This is a genomic window from Candidatus Hydrogenedentota bacterium (genome assembly GCA_018005585.1).
Lineage (GTDB): Bacteria > Hydrogenedentota > Hydrogenedentia > Hydrogenedentales > JAGMZX01 > JAGMZX01.
Genome location: JAGMZX010000070.1, coordinates 1 through 18,630 on the forward strand (window position 1 = coordinate 1; position 18,630 = coordinate 18,630).

The 18,630-nt window shown below is 62.8% G+C and carries 17 protein-coding genes; 13 read left to right on the forward strand and 4 right to left on the reverse strand.

The genetic code is table 11. The features are described 5' to 3' along the window. The 4 genes from KA184_12900 to KA184_12915 all read left to right on the forward strand — a co-directional run. Positions 1 to 1,923 (forward strand): hypothetical protein (locus KA184_12900; protein ID MBP8130469.1); only part of this gene is annotated, 1,923 nt, incomplete at its 5' end. A 131-nt stretch (positions 1,924 to 2,054) separates the two neighbouring features. Beyond that, positions 2,055 to 2,708 carry a TetR/AcrR family transcriptional regulator gene (locus KA184_12905; GenBank protein MBP8130470.1) on the forward strand — a complete coding sequence of 218 codons (654 nt, stop codon included), beginning with the start codon at positions 2,055 to 2,057 and terminating at the stop codon, positions 2,706 to 2,708. Positions 2,709 to 2,768: 60 nt separating this feature from the next. After that, the gene (locus KA184_12910; GenBank protein ID MBP8130471.1) at positions 2,769 to 3,839 is read left to right on the forward strand and encodes an efflux RND transporter periplasmic adaptor subunit; all 1,071 of its coding nucleotides are present in this window, start codon (positions 2,769 to 2,771) and stop codon (positions 3,837 to 3,839) included. Further along, complete coding sequence (locus KA184_12915) at positions 3,836 to 6,931, forward strand: efflux RND transporter permease subunit (protein ID MBP8130472.1); 3,096 nt, start codon at positions 3,836 to 3,838, stop codon at positions 6,929 to 6,931. Before KA184_12910 ends, KA184_12915 begins: the two co-directional genes overlap by 4 nt. Positions 6,932 to 6,956: 25 nt before the next feature. Here the strand turns inward: KA184_12915 and KA184_12920 are convergent, their stop codons facing one another. After that, positions 6,957 to 7,823, reverse strand: coding sequence for an endonuclease/exonuclease/phosphatase family protein (locus KA184_12920; protein ID MBP8130473.1), 867 nt, complete (start codon positions 7,821 to 7,823; stop codon positions 6,957 to 6,959). A 108-nt stretch (positions 7,824 to 7,931) separates the two neighbouring features. Between KA184_12920 and KA184_12925 the strand changes: the two genes are divergently transcribed. From KA184_12925 to KA184_12935, 3 genes are all read left to right on the forward strand, one after another. After that, the gene (locus tag KA184_12925; GenBank protein MBP8130474.1) at positions 7,932 to 8,273 is read left to right on the forward strand and encodes a hypothetical protein; all 342 of its coding nucleotides are present in this window, start codon (positions 7,932 to 7,934) and stop codon (positions 8,271 to 8,273) included. Between the two features lie 81 nt (positions 8,274 to 8,354). Further along, positions 8,355 to 10,085 (forward strand): DUF3592 domain-containing protein, encoded by a 1,731-nt coding sequence (locus KA184_12930; GenBank protein MBP8130475.1) that lies wholly within the window; start codon positions 8,355 to 8,357, stop codon positions 10,083 to 10,085. 5 nt (positions 10,086 to 10,090) lie between these two features. Beyond that, positions 10,091 to 10,855 (forward strand): zinc-dependent peptidase, encoded by a 765-nt coding sequence (locus KA184_12935; GenBank protein MBP8130476.1) that lies wholly within the window; start codon positions 10,091 to 10,093, stop codon positions 10,853 to 10,855. Here the strand turns inward: KA184_12935 and KA184_12940 are convergent. After that, a complete protein-coding gene (locus KA184_12940) occupies positions 10,850 to 12,607 on the reverse strand; it encodes a glycoside hydrolase family 127 protein (GenBank protein ID MBP8130477.1) in 1,758 nt (585 codons plus the stop codon). The two genes, KA184_12935 and KA184_12940, sit on opposite strands and share 6 nt — an antisense overlap. Before the next feature lie 209 nt (positions 12,608 to 12,816). Here KA184_12940 and KA184_12945 point away from each other — a divergent pair, with 209 nt between their 5' ends. Continuing rightward, positions 12,817 to 13,938 carry a hypothetical protein gene (locus KA184_12945; GenBank protein ID MBP8130478.1) on the forward strand — a complete coding sequence of 374 codons (1,122 nt, stop codon included), beginning with the start codon at positions 12,817 to 12,819 and terminating at the stop codon, positions 13,936 to 13,938. Between the two features lie 45 nt (positions 13,939 to 13,983). Here the strand turns inward: KA184_12945 and KA184_12950 are convergent, their stop codons facing one another. Next, positions 13,984 to 14,346, reverse strand: a complete 363-nt coding sequence (locus KA184_12950; protein ID MBP8130479.1) for a cupin domain-containing protein — start codon at positions 14,344 to 14,346, stop codon at positions 13,984 to 13,986. A gap of 446 nt (positions 14,347 to 14,792) precedes the next feature. Between KA184_12950 and KA184_12955 the strand changes: the two genes are divergently transcribed. Genes KA184_12955 through maf form a run of 5 tightly spaced genes read left to right on the forward strand, consistent with a single transcriptional unit; the run spans position 14,793 to position 18,175 of the window. Beyond that, the gene (locus KA184_12955; GenBank protein ID MBP8130480.1) at positions 14,793 to 15,344 is read left to right on the forward strand and encodes an N-acetyltransferase; all 552 of its coding nucleotides are present in this window, start codon (positions 14,793 to 14,795) and stop codon (positions 15,342 to 15,344) included. Between the two features lie 4 nt (positions 15,345 to 15,348). Continuing rightward, positions 15,349 to 16,155, forward strand: a complete 807-nt coding sequence (locus KA184_12960) for a pyrroline-5-carboxylate reductase (GenBank protein MBP8130481.1) — start codon at positions 15,349 to 15,351, stop codon at positions 16,153 to 16,155. Positions 16,156 to 16,203: 48 nt separating this feature from the next. Further along, positions 16,204 to 16,785 (forward strand): DivIVA domain-containing protein, encoded by a 582-nt coding sequence (locus KA184_12965; protein ID MBP8130482.1) that lies wholly within the window; start codon positions 16,204 to 16,206, stop codon positions 16,783 to 16,785. Beyond that, on the forward strand, positions 16,782 to 17,570 hold the full coding sequence (locus KA184_12970; GenBank protein MBP8130483.1) for an outer-membrane lipoprotein carrier protein LolA: 789 nt from the start codon (positions 16,782 to 16,784) through the stop codon (positions 17,568 to 17,570). The genes KA184_12965 and KA184_12970 overlap by 4 nt, the downstream gene beginning before the upstream one ends. Continuing rightward, complete coding sequence (gene maf / locus KA184_12975) at positions 17,567 to 18,175, forward strand: septum formation protein Maf (GenBank protein ID MBP8130484.1); 609 nt, start codon at positions 17,567 to 17,569, stop codon at positions 18,173 to 18,175. The genes KA184_12970 and maf overlap by 4 nt, the downstream gene beginning before the upstream one ends. A 172-nt stretch (positions 18,176 to 18,347) precedes the next feature. On the opposite strand, the gene KA184_12980 is transcribed toward maf, so the two are convergent. Further along, the coding region (locus KA184_12980) for a hypothetical protein (GenBank protein ID MBP8130485.1) at positions 18,348 to 18,630 on the reverse strand (283 nt) is incomplete at its 5' end.

Sequence of the window (18,630 nt, forward strand, 5' to 3'; positions counted from 1 at the left end):
GAACCGGGGTCTGTGCCTGTGCCGGCGGCCCCGGTTGTGCCACCTGCGCCGGAACCGGAGTCTGTGCCTGTGCCGGCGCCCCCGGTTGTGCCGCCGGAACCGGAGTCTGTGCCTGTGCCGGCGCCCCCGGTTGTGCCGCCCGCGCCGGAACCGGAGTCTGTGCCTGTGCCGGCGGCCCCGGTTGTGCCGCCGGAACCGGAGTCTGTGCCTGTGCCGGCGCCCACGGTTGTGCCGCCCGCGCCGGAACCGGAGTCTGTGCCTGTGCCGGCGCCCATGGTTGTGCCGCCCGCGCCGGAACCTGAGTCTGTGCCCGTGTCTGCTGCGCCCGAACCGGTTCCCGCCGCGCCGCCGGAAGTGACCCGGCCCGCCGCGCCAGTGCTGGAGCCGGTCGTCCTTGCGCCGCATGCGCCGCTTTCCGCCGGGGCCGCCCACGGGCCCTTCGGTGAGCCTTCACACGGATTGGAGGCCGACGCGCTCGTTTTGCGCGCTGGAGCAGCCACGGTGGCGTTTGTTTCGGTGGATGCAGCGGTGGTGAGCGCAGCACTTCGCGAACGTGTGCTCGCGGGTTTGGAGGAGGCGAGTTCTTCGGTCGGACCGGAAGGCCTGGTCCTGTGCGCGACCGGCCGCTACACGCCCGCGCAGCAGGGGCTGGCCGGCGGCGTCATGGAAGCCGCTCTTTTCGGCAAGTATGACGAGGAGCGCTGCGGCGTCGCGGCCGCTTCGATCGCCGACGTTTTGCTTCGGGCGGAACGGGGACTGCAAGACGCGCGGATTGTGTTTGGCGAGACGGAGTTGCCGGAGTTGCACGCGAGCCGGCTTGGCCCGGACGCCTCGCTCGATTCGACGCTGTCCGTCGCGCGCGTGGACACGGCAGAGGGCGCACCGATCGCTTATGTCTTTAACTATGCCCTGTATCCGCCTGTAAGCCTGGGCGCGGCTCCGCAACCCGGCCGGGGCGCGCCGGGCGCGTTGGCCTTGGCGCTGCGCGCGGCACAGGCAGACGCGGCCGTCCTTTTTCAGAACGGCGCCGCGGGCGACGTCACGCCGGATTTCGGTCAAGGCGAGGAACTGCCGGGGCAGCTGCTCGCCGAGGCAGGCTTGGCCGCGTTGAACGGCGCCACGCCGGAGCGGGAAGTGTCGCTGACAGCCGTTGCGCGCACCTTGCCCACGCCGCCAACGCTGCTGGGCCCGCTCGTGTCCGCGGAAGCGTTGCTGCAGGAGGTTTACATCAACGGAGCGGTGTTCGTGGCCATACCTGCCGCGCCGTCGGCGCAGTCCGCGTTGCTGTTGCGCGTAAAGGCGATGGCGCAAGGCTTTGACCGGACATTCGTCTTGTCACAGGCGAACGGCAATCTCGGATTCCTGCCGGCCACTCGCGAGTACTTCGCCGCAACGCCAGAGACGCGGCTTGCGCATTTCGGGCCGCTGATGGGCAAGTGGCTGGGCGAGCATTGTCTCGTGAGCGACGACGACGTCGAACTCTGGCGCGACATTCCGGAACTCAGCCGGTTTGAAGCGTCCTTCCTGGCCGCGGTCGAACGCGGCGTTTTGGAACAGGCGGCGATCCGCGACCGCTGGGAGCAGGCCGCACCCGGGCTTACCGCACTCGCGAACCTCGCTCGCTCGCTCGCGCCAATCCCCGAAGAATACAAGTCGCTCCTGGCCGGCATCAGCGCCGAGGACGCGGCGATTCTCTCAAAAAAGGTCGCGGCGACGTTTGTCCGGATGGAATTCGCCGATTTCAGCGAAGAGGACCGGGTCCGGCTGATGGGCGTTGCCGAGGGCGCCGGTCTGCCCTTCGATGCCATCCTGCTTCTGCAGTTCCTGTCCGACAAGTCCAAAATGACGGAGCAAGTCCGCGCCATTGTCCAAATGATGGAAGAGCAAGGCAACGACCTCAGAGGATTTGACTTCCTCTCGTGAGCCGTACCGCTTCCTGGTTATGGGGGCTGTCCCTTGCGCCGCGAGCCATGCGGCGCGGTTGCAAAAGACCGGGTCATGGGTTAGAATGCCCGCAGATTCTAACGAACGGTAGGTATGTTCAGGAGAGGCTTATGGCCCGTGTTGTTGCCCACGCGGACGGCGCCCCGAATGCCGCCGAAGTGAAGCTCCTGGAAAGCGCGCTTCAGCATTTCGCCGACAAGGGTTATGCTGGAACGAGTATCCGGGAGATCATTGAGGGCGCGGGGGTTACGCGCCCGGTTCTCTACTACTACTTTGAGAACAAAGAGGACCTTTTCCGGCGTTTGGTGGAAATGAAATTCGCGGAATACGTGGGCCAGGTGCGGGAGGTTTTTGAACGGGTCGCCGATACGCGAGACCGTCTGCGGGCAATCATGGCGGCCGCGTTTCGTATGGCCGAGGAACAGTTACAGGTGGTCCAGCTTATTCTGCAGGTGTTTTTCTCTCCTCCGGCGCAGGGACCGCCGCTTGACCGTAACCGCTTGGGCCGGAAGCGTTTCAAACTTATCGAAGAGACCATGAGGGAAGGCTTGGACCGCAGAGAGTTGTCCGGGGGCGACGCCCAGAGCTTGGCGCTGGTATTTATAGGTATTATGGAAATGCATATTATGGCCAAGTCCGACCGGCCAGATATTCATCTCACGCCAGACTTGGCCTTTGGGTTGGTTGACCTGTTTCTCGCCGGCGCCAAGTACTCCGAGACACCGGCCACGCAGTTGACGAGTCTTTACAGTACCGCCAGGTAGGTTGGTGCATGAAGTCGCGCCCCTCGCCGTGACGACGTCTAACCAGGGGAGCCTGACCGCGTGAAAGCGTTGCTTTCGTTCGCACTGTGCGCCGCCATTATCGCCGGAGGCGCGGGCACGGTATACACAGTCTACGTGCTGAATCCTACCCCTGTCCCTGAAGAGAAACCGGACTTGGCGGCACCCGTGAATGTGCATGTGCTGACCTTGCGACCCACTCTGGTGGAAGATGTGCTCCCGCTTACGGGCCGGATCGAACCTTGGGAAGACATCACGGTCAGCGCGGAGGTGTCCGGCACCGTCGAGGCGCAAGGCGTGGAAGAGGGTGACGAGGTGCGCGCCGGGCAGGACGTGTTCCACATCGATACATCCTGGTATCAGGCGGAACACACGCGGGCTGTCGCGCAGGAGACCTTGGCGAAACAGGAAATGGCGCGGGTGGAAAGCCTGCGGCAGAACGGGATCAGTTCGCCCCAGGAACTGGACCGTGCCCAGACCGAGCGGAAAGTGGCGGAGGCGACGGTTGCGGCGGCGGCGACGCGGCTGGACAAGAGCGTGGTGCATGCTCCGATCGGCGGAATTGTGGACGAGGTCTTTGTGAAAGCCGGCGAATGGGCCGATGCGGGGAAGCCGCTTGCCCGCATCGTGCAGACCGGCAGAGTAAAGGTCATCGTTGGCGTCCCGGAGCGGGACATCCCCTATTTCAAGACGGGAAACGAGGTAACGCTGACGTGCGACGCCTTTGCGGAGGCGGTGTTCGCGGGACGCATCTATCGCATCGCCACGACGGCGGAGCGGGAGACGCGAACTTTTCTTGTCGAGGTCGCAATAGACAACGGGGATGGCCGGCTGAAGCCCGGCATGATCGCGCGCGTGCGTCTCGTGCGCGGGACCTATCCCGACGCCGTCTCTGTACCCGTATTCTCGGTCATTTCGCTGGAGAATCAGCGATTCGCAATCGTTGAAGAGAGGGGTGTCGCCCATTACCGGCCCATCGAGGTAGGCGTGCTGCAAGGGGACCACGCCCATGTGAGGCGGGGCCTTCAGGCGGGCGACCGGTTGATAGTGGTGGGGCATCGCGACCTGCGCGAGGGACAGCCCGTCACGGTTACTGAAGAGGTTGCGGAATGATCGTCAGCGACGTTGCGATAGCGCGGCGCATAACGGTCTACGTTCTACTTCTGCTCATTGTCATCATGGGCCTTTACAGTTACGTTGTGCTGCCGCGCGAGTCGAGTCCCGAGGTGGTCATTCCGCTAATCCTCGTACGTACCATTTACGAAGGGGTCGCGCCGAGCGATATCGAGTCGCTGATCACGATTCCGATCGAACGGAAACTTACCGGAATCTCCGGGGTGAAGGAAGTCGAATCGACCAGCGCGGAAGGCCTCTCCATCATTCAAATCGAATTTGAAGCGGACGAAGACATCGATTCCGCTCTTCAAAAGGTTCGTGACAAAGTCGATCAAGCCCAGAATGACCTGCCGGTGGACGCGGAAGAGCCCATCATCGAAGAGGTGAACATATCCGACCTTCCCATCATGTTTCTGTCGCTCATGGGTGACGTGGGGCTGCCGCTCCTGACGAAGTTCGCGGAGGACCTTGAAGACGAAATCGAGAGCATCAAGGGCGTCCTCGATGTGCATGTGGTGGGCGGCACGGAACGCGAGATCCAGATCATCGTTGACCCCGACCGCGCCACGGAATACGGCGTTTCCATGGCGGACCTCGTCACGCTGGCGCGCGTTGAGAACGTGAATACGCCCGCGGGCTCGATCGAGCTTGGCGACGCGAAGTTCTCCGTGCGCGTACCAGGGGAATTCGCGAGCGCCGAGGAAATCAAGAACCTCATCATCAAAGCGGGGCCGTCCGGCAACGTATATATGCGCGACATCGCGGAAGTCGTCGACGGTTTCAAGGATATGGAGACGCTTTCGCGGCTGGATGGCCGGCAAACCGTCGCGCTGACCGTATCGAAACGCGCGGGCGAGAACATCATTCGTATCGCGGAGCGTGTCCGGGAGACGGTCGGCCGCTTCGAGAAGCGCATGTTTCCCGGGATGCAGCTTGCCATTACCATGGACGACTCGATCGAAATACAGGACATGGTGACGGACCTCGAGAACAACATTCTCACCGGCCTCATTCTCGTGCTGGTTGTGATCTTTGTGTTCATGGGCTTCGCCAATGCGGTCATGGTCGCTCTGGCGGTCCCCATTTCCATGCTCATCACGTTCATCGCGCTGTATCTCAGCGACACGACCTTGAATTTCGTGGTCCTGTTCAGCCTGCTTCTCGCGTTGGGCATGCTCGTGGACAACGGGATTGTCGTGGTTGAGAACATCTACCGGCATGTCCAATCGGGCATGGCCCCCCTGGAGGCGTCGCGCAAGGGGGCTAGCGAGGTGGCGTGGCCCGTGATCACGTCGACGCTGACCACCGTGGCTGCATTTTTCCCCATGTTCTTCTGGCCCGGCATCTGGGGCAGTTTCATGTTCTACCTGCCGCAGACCGTGAGTCTGGCGTTGGGCGGCTCGCTTTTCGTAGGGCTTGTGGTCAATCCGGCGCTGGCTGCCGTGTTCATGCACTTCCGGCCCAGGAAAGCCGTTCGTGAAGCGCATAAGCACCATTTTGTGCTACGCGCCTATGCGGCGCTCCTGCGGTTGGCCCTGCGCTGGCGCGCCGTCACGACCACGCTGGCCCTTATGATGCTCATCGTCATCGGAGCCGTGTATTTTCGCGATGCACACATAGAATTCGTTCCCGACACCGAGCCGAGCCGCGCCTACATCGACATCGATTGCCCCGAGGGCACGCGCCTGGAAGTCACGGACGGCATTGTGCGGCAGATCGAGGCGATTGTCGAAGAATATAGAGACGGCGTCGAATTCGTCATGGCGAGCGCCGGCTTCCGGGGTGTGAGCCGCTTCGGCGGCGGCGGCGGCAACAGCCATATTGGACGCGTCACCCTGGATTTTCCGAAACTGACCGGCGCTAAGGTGCTGCCCAGCGTGATCGTAGAGGAAGTACGCGGCAAACTGGGGGGGATTACGGGGGCCGAGATCAGTATTGAAGTAAGTCAGGAAGGGCCGCCCTCGGAGCCGCCGGTAAACGTGGAGATCAGCGGGGATGATTTTCCAACGCTCGCGGAACTTGCAGTCAAAGTGGCCGACTCCATTCGGGAAATCCCGAACCTAGTGGACTTGCGCGACGACTACGAGAAAGGCAAGCCGGAGATTCGCGTCAACGTGGACCGGGAACAGGCCCTGCTGATGGGTCTGAACACGGACTTCATCGGCAAGACCGTCATGGCGGCCATCCAGGGGCGCAAAGCGGGCGAGTACCGCGAAGGAGACAAGGAGTACGACGTCACCGTCCGCTTTCCCAAGGCATTTCGGGAAGACCTGACCAACCTGGAGACGCTTGCCTTGGTGAACCTGATGGGCAAGGCCGTGCCCTTTGGCGCGGTGGCCACGCTCGAACAACAGGCTGGCTATGGGGCTATCAAGCGGGTCAACCGGGAGCGCACCGTCACGGTATCGGCGGATTCCGACGGCGGGCGCCCCGGGGCGGAAGTGTTGAAAGACGTGCAGCGCGAATTGGCTGATTTCCCGCTGCCGAGCGGATACACACTTTCCTACACGGGCGAAAACGAAGACCAGCAGGAAGCGCAGGCGTTTCTCATGCGCGCGTTTGTTGTGGCCGTGTTCCTCATAGCGATTATTCTCGTTACGCAGTTCAACTCGGTGATGCAGCCGCTGATTATCCTGTCGTCGGTCATCCTCTCGCTTGCGGGCGTGTTCATAGGATTATTGGCATGCGACATGGCTTTCGGCGTCATCATGACGGGAATAGGCTGCATCAGTCTGGCGGGTGTGGTTGTGAACAACGCCATCGTGTTACTCGATTTCATCAACCAGTTGCGGAAGCAGGGTCTGTCCGTGGAGGATGCGGTTGTCCAGGCGGGCATCACGCGGTTCCGTCCCGTCATGCTCACGGCGGTCACGACGGTCCTGGGACTTGTCCCCATGGCCACAGGTGTGAGCTACGACTTCTTGAATGCACGCTGGATCTTCGGCGGCGAGTCGGCCCAATGGTGGGGGCCCATGGCCGTAGCCGTGATCTTCGGGCTTAGCTTCGCCACCCTGCTTACGCTGGTGGTCGTTCCCGCCCTCTACAGCCTGTCGGTGAGCGCCGTTACGCGCTTGCGCGGCAGCGCCTGATTGGAGGAAATGCCCCGGTGCACCCTCACTGGCCGAATTCAGCCAAAACCGGAAGATGGTCGCTCAGCGCGAAAGAAAACGGGTCATCGGGATTGACGCGGAAAGCGCCCTCGAACAGGACGCGGCTCTGGCGCAGCCGTTGAGCCAGGGAGCCATGCACCCAGATGTAGTCAATGCGCAGGACTGGTTTATCGCTGCGAACCGTGCCTTCGCCGCTCGCGTCGCGCGCCGCAAACGTGTCCACGAGCCCCGTTTCCCGCCAGAGCGCATACTCGGGGCCATCGGGCGGATGGTTCAGGTCTCCCTGGACCAGCAGCATCGCGTTGGCATCTAGGCTGTCCTGCAGCCAGGTCCGGACTTGCGCGATTTCGCGCAGGCGCACGTCGCGCGACCGCGGGTGAAGGTGGGCGCTGAAAACGACCACCGGGCCGCCTGGCGTATCGAGCAGAGCCCGGCCCGCATGCCGCGTGAACGGCTCGAGCGCATCGATGTCCTTGGACGCCAGGGAATAGGTTGCGGATTCCAGGATTGGAAATCGGGAGAGGCACGCACCGGGAAAGCCGCCGTCAAAATAGGCGTAGCGCATGCCCAGTGCTTGCGTTACGGCCGCGACCGAAGCCTCGGGACCCGCCTCCGAAAAGGTCACGATGTCCGGCTCATAGCGGGCTAGTTCCAGCGCGACGCGCGCGGGCATCTGAGCCCGCGCCGCACGCAGGCGCTCGCGGTTGGCGCGGTTTTCGGGCCAGCCGTCGAAGCCGTACACATTATAGGCGACCGTGCGCAGGCCGGCGGACGCACCGGACACCCGTTCGCTCGCGAGAACGCCGCGCCCGAGCGCCCAGACACTTCCCGCCGCGGCAAGAAACGCCCTTCGAGTCGGATTTGCGCGCATGGGACCTCCCGTTCAGGCTGCCATGCCCGGAAATTGATCCTTTTCCGGCATTAAGCTCATAGTATAGAGAAGAGTGCCGCGATTGCACAGGGAAAGAGGACATGGCCTATGGGGAAACGGTCCGACTACAAGATGAAGATTCGGGAAGAGGCCCGGCAGAAGGTCCGGGGGCCGGGCGCGCTGGGCGGCGACAAAGCGTACCGGGACGCCGTAGCCAAGGGCCGCACCGTCCTGATGCAGAAGGCCTCGGAAGGCGGCGACGGCAAGGTCAAGCGTCTCAAGAGCGAGATTCTCTATCTCGTGAACAACTACGTGCCGTCCTATGATGCCCGTATCGAGGCGCTGATCGACCTGTGGCGCAAGAGCGGCGATCCCGAATACGACCCGGAGATCAAGGCGAGGCTGCGCAAAGCGCGCAAGGACCACATGCGCGGCGGTAACGCTATCTGAATCCCGGTCCGCGCGGATGCGTGGACCCTTGGCGTTCCGCTATTCTTGCGGGGGCTTGTCCGACGCAAGGAAGGTTCGCGCATGGCCAGAGAACGGTTGTCCAGACCCGCGGAGGCGGGATGTCTCATTATCTTCGCGCTGCCCTTCGCCGCCGTTGGTGTATTCATGATAGGGATGCTGCTTTCCACGTTGTGGACGTGGGCTGGCATGCAGTCCTGGGAGGAAGTGCCGGCCGTCATCCGCGGCGCTAATCTCGCGGTGAATCATTCCGGCGATGGAGACACCTATCGCGTGAAGGCGGCATATACCTACGAGTACGGGGGGCGCGCGTGGTCCGGCGACAAGGTAAGCAACGACGCGGGCTCAGACAATGTCGGTTCGTTCCACCAGAATGCCTTTCAGGAACTTCAGGCGCACCGGGACACGGGCACGCCGTTCCGGTGCTACGTGAATCCCGGCAACCCGGCGGAGGCGGTGCTCTATCGTGACCTGCGCTTCGGTATGCTGGGGATATATGCCCTATTCGGGCTCGTATTCGGCGGCGTCGGTTTCGGGCTCATCGGGGCGGTATTCGTGACACAAAAGATGCAGCGGGCCAAACAGGCATTGCAGAAGGAACACCCTGATCAACCCTGGATATGGCGCAAGGATTGGCGCGCAGGCGTCATCCGTTCGTCGAACAAGGGTCAAATGCTCGTTTCCATAGCCGTGGCCGCGTTCTGGAACGCGGTATCGTCGCCTCTTCTATTTGTCGTGCCGGGCGAACTTCGCGCCGGCAACCTGGCCGTCTTGTTCGCTCTGCTGTTTCCCCTGGTTGGCGCAGGGCTTTTCGTTTGGGCGGCGCGCAATGTGATCCGCTGGCGCAAATTTGGCGAAACCACCTTCCAGATGGCGGCCGTTCCGGGCGTCATCGGCGGCCCGTTGTACGGGCTCATCCGGATCCCCACGTACCTCCGCCCCGATGAGGGTTTTCAAATGCGCCTTCGATGCGTCAGGCGTGTCACGACGGGCTCGGGCAAGAACAAGAGCACCCAGGAGCATACGCTTTGGGAACGGGAACAACTGCTTGCCAGGGAAGAGGTGCTCGTGGACCCGGTCCAGGCGGCCGTGCCCGTGCGGTTCGCCATCCCCTGCGACGCGCCCGCATCGGACCCTGACGCCGCGACGCCCATAGTGTGGAAGCTGGAGGTGCACGCCGCCACGCCGGGGGTGGACTATTCCGCCACGTTTGAAGTGCCCGTTTTCAAGACCGAAGCGAGCAGCCCGGACTTCAACGGAAGCGCCGCGGAGGAGACGGCGGTTGCGGACGAAATCGAGCCCGAACGCGCGTTGAGCAACGCGGGAATATTGACCCGCGCCTCGGCCGGCGGTGCCGAGTTCTATTTTCCTCGTGGGCGGCAAAAGGGCGCGCTGATTGCGGCTGGTGTGCTCTTCCTCGTCTTTGGTGGAATTGCCGCAGGGCTTTGGGGCGCCGGCGCGCCGGTCTTGTTTCCCATCGTGTTCGGACTGATCGCGGCCTTGGTCCTGCCCGCGTTTCTGGACGGGATATTCGGCAGCCTTCGGGTTACGGTGACTCCCGCGGAGATATGTGTCCGCCGCGCCTTTCTCGTTTGGGAGAAGGAGCGGCGCGTTTCCAAGGCTGACATCCGCGACGTGAAACACGCGAGCCATTCGGCTGCGGGCAACCAGCGCTACTATCAGGTCGTGCTGGAGACGGCGGATGGGCGCAAGGTCACTGTGGGAAGCGGCATCCCTGGCGAGTGGAACGCGCGCGGCTACGTGGCCGCGCTCCGCCGCGCCCTGGATGCTTGAAACGTATGTTCGGCTTCAAGAAACGCCGCCGTCGCGCGCTGCGCGCCCAACCCTTTCCCGAGTCTTGGCGGGCCGCACTCCTGGCGGGCGTGCCTCATTACCGGCGTCTCCCGGAAAACGACCGCGCGGAACTGCACGGACATGTGCACGTCCTCCTGGCCGAGAAGAACTTCGAGGGTTGCGGCGGGCTGGAACTCGACGATACGATTCGCCTGGTAATTGCCGCGCACGCGGGCATTCTATTGCTGCACCGGGAGCCCGCCTATTATCCCCTGCTGTATTCCATCCTCGTGTATCCCTACGATTTTGTCGTCGAGCGCCACTTGCATCACGACGACCCGCTGCATGTTGTTGGAGAGGACGTGCTTTCCGGTGAAGCCTGGGCGCACGGCGCGGTCATCCTGTCCTGGGACGGCATGCTCAAGAGTGTCAAGCACGACCGCGACGGCTACAATGTCGCTTTGCACGAGTTCGCCCATCAGTTGGACATGGAGAACGGCCCGCCGGACGGGTTTCCCCTGATCCGCGACCGCGCGTTGCGGGCGGACTGGGCGCGCGTGATGAGCGCCGAATACGAGCAGCTGCAACGCGATTTGGACCGGGGCCGGCCGGCCGTGCTGGACGAATACGCCGCCGAAGACCCCGCGGAATTCTTCGCCGTGGTCACGGAATGCTTCTACGAGATGCCGCGGCGGCTCAAACGGCGCCATCCGGAGTTGTACGACGTACTGCAGCGGTTCTATCAGCAGGACCCGGCGGCGCTGTTATGACGGCCCCTTGCGATAGCGCAACCACACCGTAAACAGGCCCTGTTCGTGCCGCGTGCGTTCTGAGAAAGGCCGCAACACGGCCTCGCAGAGGTCAGGGAAGCTCTCGTGAACGTAGACCACGGGGATGTGCCAGGACGGCAGGGCCAGCGGATCGGGGTCGGGCGGCGCGGTGGGCACCCAGTTGTCCGTCAGCCATATCGTATTGCCCAGCCACGGTTCGCCATGAAACATCGGGTCATAGTGGGAGTCTACTCCCATCAGGCGCGGCCCGAGAAAGAGCGCCGCCTCTACGGGTTCTTCCGTGAGACCGGCGGGCGTCAAAGGCTTGCCTGCCCGCGTCAGCAGCGTCATGCGCGGCTTGAGATGGACCGCAAGCGCGTCTCCTTCATTCCATGCGCGCCGGACAAGCCGGTATCCTTCGCGCAATTCGGTATCGATGGGCGCGCCATTCAGCGAGACCTGGAAATCCTGCGCCCACGCCGGGCAGCGCACGGCCAGCGTTACGGGTTCCGCGGGCGCTTCATCCATCGTGAGGCGCAGGCCGTGTTCCTCGGTATCTAGCGTGAATCCCAGGCCGTCGCCGCGCCATTGTGCATCGAGAAACAGGTCCACGCGGAGGCCGTCGCCGGTCTTGGCGGCTATGGAATCCAGCACATCGCGAAACGCGCGCAAGCCATGCATCGAGCAGCACCACCAGGCGCGGCCGAAACCGTTTCCGGAGACCATGCCCTGGTCAGAGAGAAAGTCATGCCCGAAATCGCCGGTATTGAACTGATTGCCGTAGAAATGGTTGAACAGGCAGCGTTCCGCCCGTTCGAGGTACTCCATCTTGCTCGTGGCGCGCCACAGTTGCAGGCTCAACCGCAGGAAATCAGCGATAGCGCACCCTTCGTCGCGCTTGTTGGGGTTCGTGAAATACTCGGGCATGCCGCCGTAAATCAAATAGTCCGGCGACGCCACGATCGCGGCGTAGCACTCTTCTGCCGTCCGCAAATACTCTTCCTTGTTTGTGACTGCGTGCAGCATCATGACGCCGCGCAGCGTCGTGAGATAACCGTGCGTGTGCTGTGTCTCAAAAGGACGCTGGAACCACACGGCGATCTGTTCCGCCCCTTCGAGATATCGCGCGTCCTGGGTCGCGTTGAAGAGCATCACCAGCCCCTCGATGATCTGCGTGAAGCAGATGTACCCATTGGCGGCCTTGCCGCGCAGCCGCTCGGCCACTTCGGGTTTCGAGCACGCGTCGCGCACCTCGAGAATAAAATCCGCGTTGCGGCGGGCGGCGGCCAGCGCCGCGCCGTCCTGGCTGACTTGCCAGTACTCCACCAGCCCGGCCAGCAGACGTCCATTGCCCCAGAGCAGGGCCATGTGCTCCGGGCCGATTTCCGAAGGGCGAAACACCAGCGATTCCGTGCCGAAACGCCCATCGGCGCGCTGATATTCGACGATGCGCTTGACCAGCGCGGCTGCGTCCCAATTTGGCGGTGGCAACAATGCCATGGCGCCCAGAAAGCGGCCGGAGACATCGCCGCTGAAATCCGCGAACCGCCGCGGGTAATCCGGGCGCAACGCCACGTCGGCCAGAATGAAGTCATCCGTGAACGCGGGCATTTCCCCCAACAGGAAACGGCTATGCGTCAAATCAATGCGGGCCGCAAGTTCACCGCGCGCGGCAATCTGAGCGGCAATGGGGCGGTGTTGACACAATAACAATGCCACGAACAGTCCATATAGCAATGTTCCGCGCATCATCGTCTTGGACTCCCTACCCACCGCTTTTCTTTCGGTGCGGCATTTTGTTTTCGCACGCATTCTGCGCGTTGGAAATCTGTCATATCAAGCGGCCGTGCCGCGCACGTTGGCTTGGGAAAGGCGCGGTCGCGGCGTGCTCTTGCGCGGATTCGGGGTCCGGCGTGGTATAGTAGTGGCGGCTGCTGGAAGCATAGCAGGAGACAGGTCCTATGTGGATGCGGAATGCGGGCCGATTGGCCTGCGTGTTGGGAATATGTCTGCTGATGGGGGTGGGCTGCGAGCCGAAAGACAAGCCGCGCATGTTCTTCATGGGGTTCACGCAACGGCCATATGCGGACGGTATTGACGCGGTGGAGGACACGTTCGACCGCATAGCGGAGCACAGCGACATGGCCGCGTTTCAACTGGACGAAGGCGTGCCTTGGCCGGAGGCGTATGCGGATGTGCTGTATGCGTCCGAGTATGAGGGGTATCTCGATCTGCTGTTGGACCATTGCGCCGCGGACGAAGTGGTCTGCCTGGGCGTGTCTTCGCTGAACAGCAGCCGTACTGGCCCGGCGGCATACCGGGGCGCAACCGGCAACATGGAAGTGCCCTATCCGTGGGACACGTACGCGTTCTCCGATGAGCCGATGATTCAAGCATATACGAATTTCTGCCTGCGGCTTATCGAGCGCTTTGAACCGCGGTTCTTCAACTACGCCGTTGAGGCCAACGGGTTGCTCTTTGAAAACCCGAATCTCTGGGACGCCTACGTGGTTTTTCTGGGCGAAGTCTATACGCGGATCAAGGCCGCGTATCCGGACCTCATGGTTGGCCTCTCCGTTACGCTGCGGCACCCGGACGCGCCGGAATCGGCGACCATGCGCGCGCACATGGACAGCCTGCTGCCTTATCTCGATTTCCTGGGCGTCGTCGTGTATCCGTATATCTTCTTTGGCGGGCTGGATCCCGGCAACCCGGACGACCTGCAGAAAGGGTGGCTGTTGCAGGCAAAAAGCCTGGCCAAAGGGAAACCCGTCGCGATCACGGAAACGGCGTGGCCCGCGGAGAATCTGGAAATACCGGCATTCGGTGTAAGTGTCTCGGCCACGCCCGAACGCCAGGATGCCTACGTGCGGCGCGTCCTCGGGGCTGCGAGCGATATCGAAGCATTGTTCATCCTCTGGCTCAATATTGCAGACACCGACGCGGTGTGGGAGGTATTGCCGCCCGATTATCAGGATTACGCGGAAATCTGGCGCGACACTGGGCTATATGATGGGATGCTGGAAGCCCGGCCCGGTATTACCAGTTGGGACGCCTGGCTCGCAAAGGAGCGGACGGAGTAGTGAGCGAAGGGTGGCCGCGCGGCCGAGCCGACCTTGTCACGGGAACTATTGCGACGGCGTGTGCTTTTCCGTGAAGACATCCTCGTAGTCGAAGGGGGGAATACCGATAATCAGCGATTCGAGTTCGCCCTCGGCGTGATGCGTGTGGCCGGGCTTGACCCAGACGCAGTCGCCTGCCTTGACCGGCACGTCCTCGCCGTCAATTACGAGTTTTCCGGCCCCGTGCAGCACGTAGTAGTACTCGTCCGTCCGTTTATGAAAGTGCGGCGTGGCGTCGTCGGTCCTGAGCCGCGTGATACTGGCCGGAGCGCCGTCGTCCTTCTTTAGCAGGCGTTGGCGGAAGCCGCAGATGCTGCGTTCCATCGGCTGGTCGTCCGCGGTGACTTTTACGTAGGCGTCTTGGTTCATGGGCCTCATTCCCCGGTTGCATGCGTGTTCAATAGAAGCTATCCCAAAACCCGATTCACGCCTGTTGCAGGGGTGAGGCATGCTTCGCCCCTGCAAGATGCAGGCAGAATCGCTTCGGTTCTTTCAACGGTGTCTTCATGTCGAATGCGCGCTTTCGCTTGTCACACGGGCCTTGGGATAGCCGCCAGGCTCCGGCGCGATTGTAACAACAGTCCATTCCGGGATACGAGTCTTTTTCGCGTATGCCCGGGCGGAACAACGAATTCCATGCGATGTCCGCCGGGAATATGGTAGACTGAAGTGCGATTCCGAGCGCGTTGTTGCGGCCGCATGCGACACCCTCAACCTTGTTTGGGGGTGTTCCGTTATGGCGGCGTATGTTGTACGAAGGACGCGCGGCATTGCCGCCCGCGCGTCGCGCAAGGGCATGTGGGCGGATGCAGATTATGGTAGATAAGCGGCCGGACGGTCCGGAAAAGAGCACAACCGGCGAACCCGCGGGCTCGGTTGCGCTGCGAGGCGAGGTGCGCAAGCCAAGGTTGACCGAAGTGGTCGCGTTGAAGGCGTTGATCGACGGCGCGCAGGGCGCCGTGCTCACGCGTGAATTGCGGGAACTCTACGAGAATGTGCGGGATTTCTATGTGTTCGCGGACGAATCCGGCCTTGGCGGCTGCGTCGCGCTGCATATTGACATGATCGACCTGGCGGAGGTGCGGACGCTGGTGGTCCGCCCGGACTTGCAGCGGCGGGGCATTGGCCGGCGCCTGCTCGATGCGGTTCTGAACGAGGCGGAGGGTCTCGATATCGCGCGGGTGTACGCATTTACGCGCGAGCCCGCGTTCTTCGCGAGCAATGGCTTTCGCGTGGTCGACCGCTCGGAATTGCCGTACAAGGTATTCAAGGACTGCACGCGCTGCCGGTTGTTTCCGGGCTGTGACGAGACGGCCATGGTCAGGGATTTGCGCGCGGCGGGCGGCACGCCGGTGGAAGGAGGTTGATTCAATGTTGCAGGGTATCGTCGGGTTCTTGGGATATGGCAACATGGGTTCAGCCATCCTGGAGGGGTTAATCGAGGCGGGCGCGCTCACGGGCAAGCACGCAGCGGTATACGACCCCGACCCCGACCGGCGGCTCGCGGCGGAAGCCCTTGGCGCGACGGTGGCCGCCCATGGCCAGGCGCTGGCCGGGATGAGCGACGTGCTGATTCTGGCGGTGAAACCTCAGACTATGCACGAGGCGCTGGGGGACGTGCGCAAAGGCATCAAGGGCGGCGCGCTCATCATCTCGATTGCGGCGGGCATCTCGATAGCCTTTATTCGAGAGCGGCTCAAGGCGGACGTGCGCATCATCCGCGTCATGCCGAATACACCGGCCCTGGTCAACGCGGGCGCGGCGGGCATCGCGCTGGGACCGAACTGCACGCAGGAAGACGCGGCCGTGGCGCGGACCATTTTCGAGTCCATCGGCATCGCGGAAATCGTGGCGGAAAAGGACCTGGATGTGGTGACGGCGCTGAGCGGCAGTGGTCCCGCCTACTTCTTCTATATGGTCGAGTGCCTGGTCAATGCGGCGGTTAACGAAGGGTTGCGCGAAGAACAGGCCACCCGCCTGGCGGCGCAGACGCTGATGGGCGCGGGAAAACTGCTGATACAGAGCGGCGAAGCGGCGTCCGCGCTGCGGGAGCGGGTAACTTCAAAAGGGGGCACGACAGAGGCGGCGCTGCGTTGCCTGCGCGAGGACCGTTTTTCGGATATGCTCGGGAAAGCGGTGCGGGCGGCGGCGGCGCGTTCGCGCGAACTGGGCGCTTGACCGTGGTGAATAGCGCGCGCCGGCGCGCGTCCTGATCCGGGAGCAACTATGCGAAGAGACAAGGTGGTATCCGAGGTGCTCGGCGAAGAGGCGGCCATTACCCCGAGCGACCTCTACAACATGCAGTTCAAGACAGCCGCGTTCGGCGGCTATGACAAGGCTGAGGTGGACGCCTTCCTGGAGCGGGTGGCGGACGTATTCGAGGACCTTGCGCATCAGGTCGCGCACCTGAAACAGAAGTGCGAAGAGCAGCGCGCCGATATCGAGACCTTCCGCGACCTGGAAGTCACGCTGAAGGCCGCCTTGGACAGTATTCAGAACTACAGGCAGGACATCCTGGACTCGGCCCGCCGCGAGGCGGACGCCATAGTCGAAGAGGCGCGCGCGGTCAAGGCCAGGGCCGAGACCGAGGCGCGCAAGATACCGGAAGGAATCGAGCGAGAGGCCCGGGCGCTGCGCGACCTGCGTGACAACCTGCGCCACAATCTGAGAGCCATCCTCGAGGCGCATACCATCCTGCTCGAAAAGATTCCGCTGGCGGACGACCGCAGGCTGGCGCACCCCGCGCCGGATACCGGGGCGGCAGTGCCGCCCGCGCCGGTCAACCCGGCCACAGGAGACGGAATATGATTGGCGCCGCCTGTTTTGTTGCCGCCGCGGCCATGCTCGCCGCGGAGCCGGATTTCGACGCGTTTGTCAAGGAGTTTGCGGGCAAGCGCGAAGGCGTTCGCAGCCTGCAGGCGCGGTTCACGGAACTGAGCCTGTTGCCCGACGAGCGCCTCGAAACGCAGGGCAGCCTGCTCTATGCCAAACCGCGCCGCATCATCTACCGCACCGACGAGCCGGAGCGCGTTACCCTCGTGGACGGGCGCTATGGCTATGAATATGAGCCCGAAATCAAGCAGCTCATGATGTACGACCTGGAAGAATACCCCCAGGTGGACGCCTTTTTCCTCGGGTTTGACGAAGATATCGAAGCGTTGGCGCAGTCTTATCTGGTCGAGGCGTTTACCGTGGTCGAGGATGGCCGCCGCAGCCGCGGCATCAAGCTCAAGCCGAAACCGGAAGACAAGGACGACGCCTTCTTCTCGGAGGTCGCCATTTACCTGCGCGAAAGCGATTTCCTGCCGTTCCGCATTTATATCGATAATGAGGAGGACTCGAAAACAATCATTGAAATTGACGAGTCCAGTTATGTCATCAACGGCGCGCTGAGCGAAGAAGAAACGCAGTTGTTCGTTGCCGAGGGCACCGACATCATTCTCAATAACGAGGTTTTGCGCACCGTAGGTGCGGGCGGCGAACGTATTCCCGACCCGATTCCCGCGGACGGCGCGCGCTCCGCGCCGCCGGAGCAGCCCCGCGTCGAGGAAACGGAACTTCCGCCCCCCGCGGCGTCCGCGGAAACGCCGTGAAACGCATCATCCTCGCTTCCGCTTCGCCGCGGCGCCGCGCGCTGCTCGCCGCGCTGGGTATCGAATTCGAGCCGGCCGTGAGCGATGCCCTGGAGATCGTCGCGGGGCCTTCTCCCGCCTGCATTGTGGAGACCAACGCCGTCTCCAAGCGTGATGATGTCGCCGCGCGCGGCGGTGGCCCCGCCGTGATTATCGCGGCGGACACCCTGGTCTTTCTTGACGAGCACGTACTGCCCAAACCCGCCGATGAAGCCGAGGCGCGGGCCATGCTCGCGCGGCTTTCCGGCCGCACCCACCAGGTGTACACGGGCCTTGCCGTTGTCGACACCGCAACCGGGCAGACAGCGCAGGGCCACGAATGCACTGACGTGACCTTCCGTGACCTCACGCCGGAGGAGATAGGCTATTTTGTCGACACGGTCAAGCCCCTGGATCGCGCGGGCGCTTACACGGTGGACGGTCCCGGCAGCCTGCTCGTCGCGCGATACGATGGCTGCTATATGAACGTGCTTGGCCTGCCGATAGTCCGGCTGGACCTGCTCCTGCGGGAGATAGGCGTGCGCCTGCTCGACCATATGCATCCCCATCGCGCCGTGTTCCTGTAACGCGGCGTTGCAGCATGCAAAAAGAGCACTCCTGGACTGGCCAGGCAGGAACGCATGGCTCTTCCTGCGCCCGATTCAGAAATAAGAAGAGGCGGGCGAACCCGCCTCTTCAGAAAACCGTCTCATTCTTGCTGAACCCGGGATTCTTGCCCCGGCAAGGCTGTGGCAGGTATCAGATACCCGATACCTCGAGCCCCGTAATCTGCCACGCCCCGTTTCGCGTTTCTAGAACAAGGTCCAGCAGCGCCGAACCGAAGGCGCCTGAGAGTTCGACGGGTGAAACCGTCACCTTGCCTTCCTCGACCTTGAATTCCACGCCCTCGGTGCCGATTCCCACGTCGTCCAGATAGCCCATGTCCTTGGCCTGATTGAGGAACTCGGACAAGCCCGCCTTGTCTCCGTATTCCGTATGCGTGAAGTCATCCGCGAAGAGCGCCAGCACACCCTCGATATTG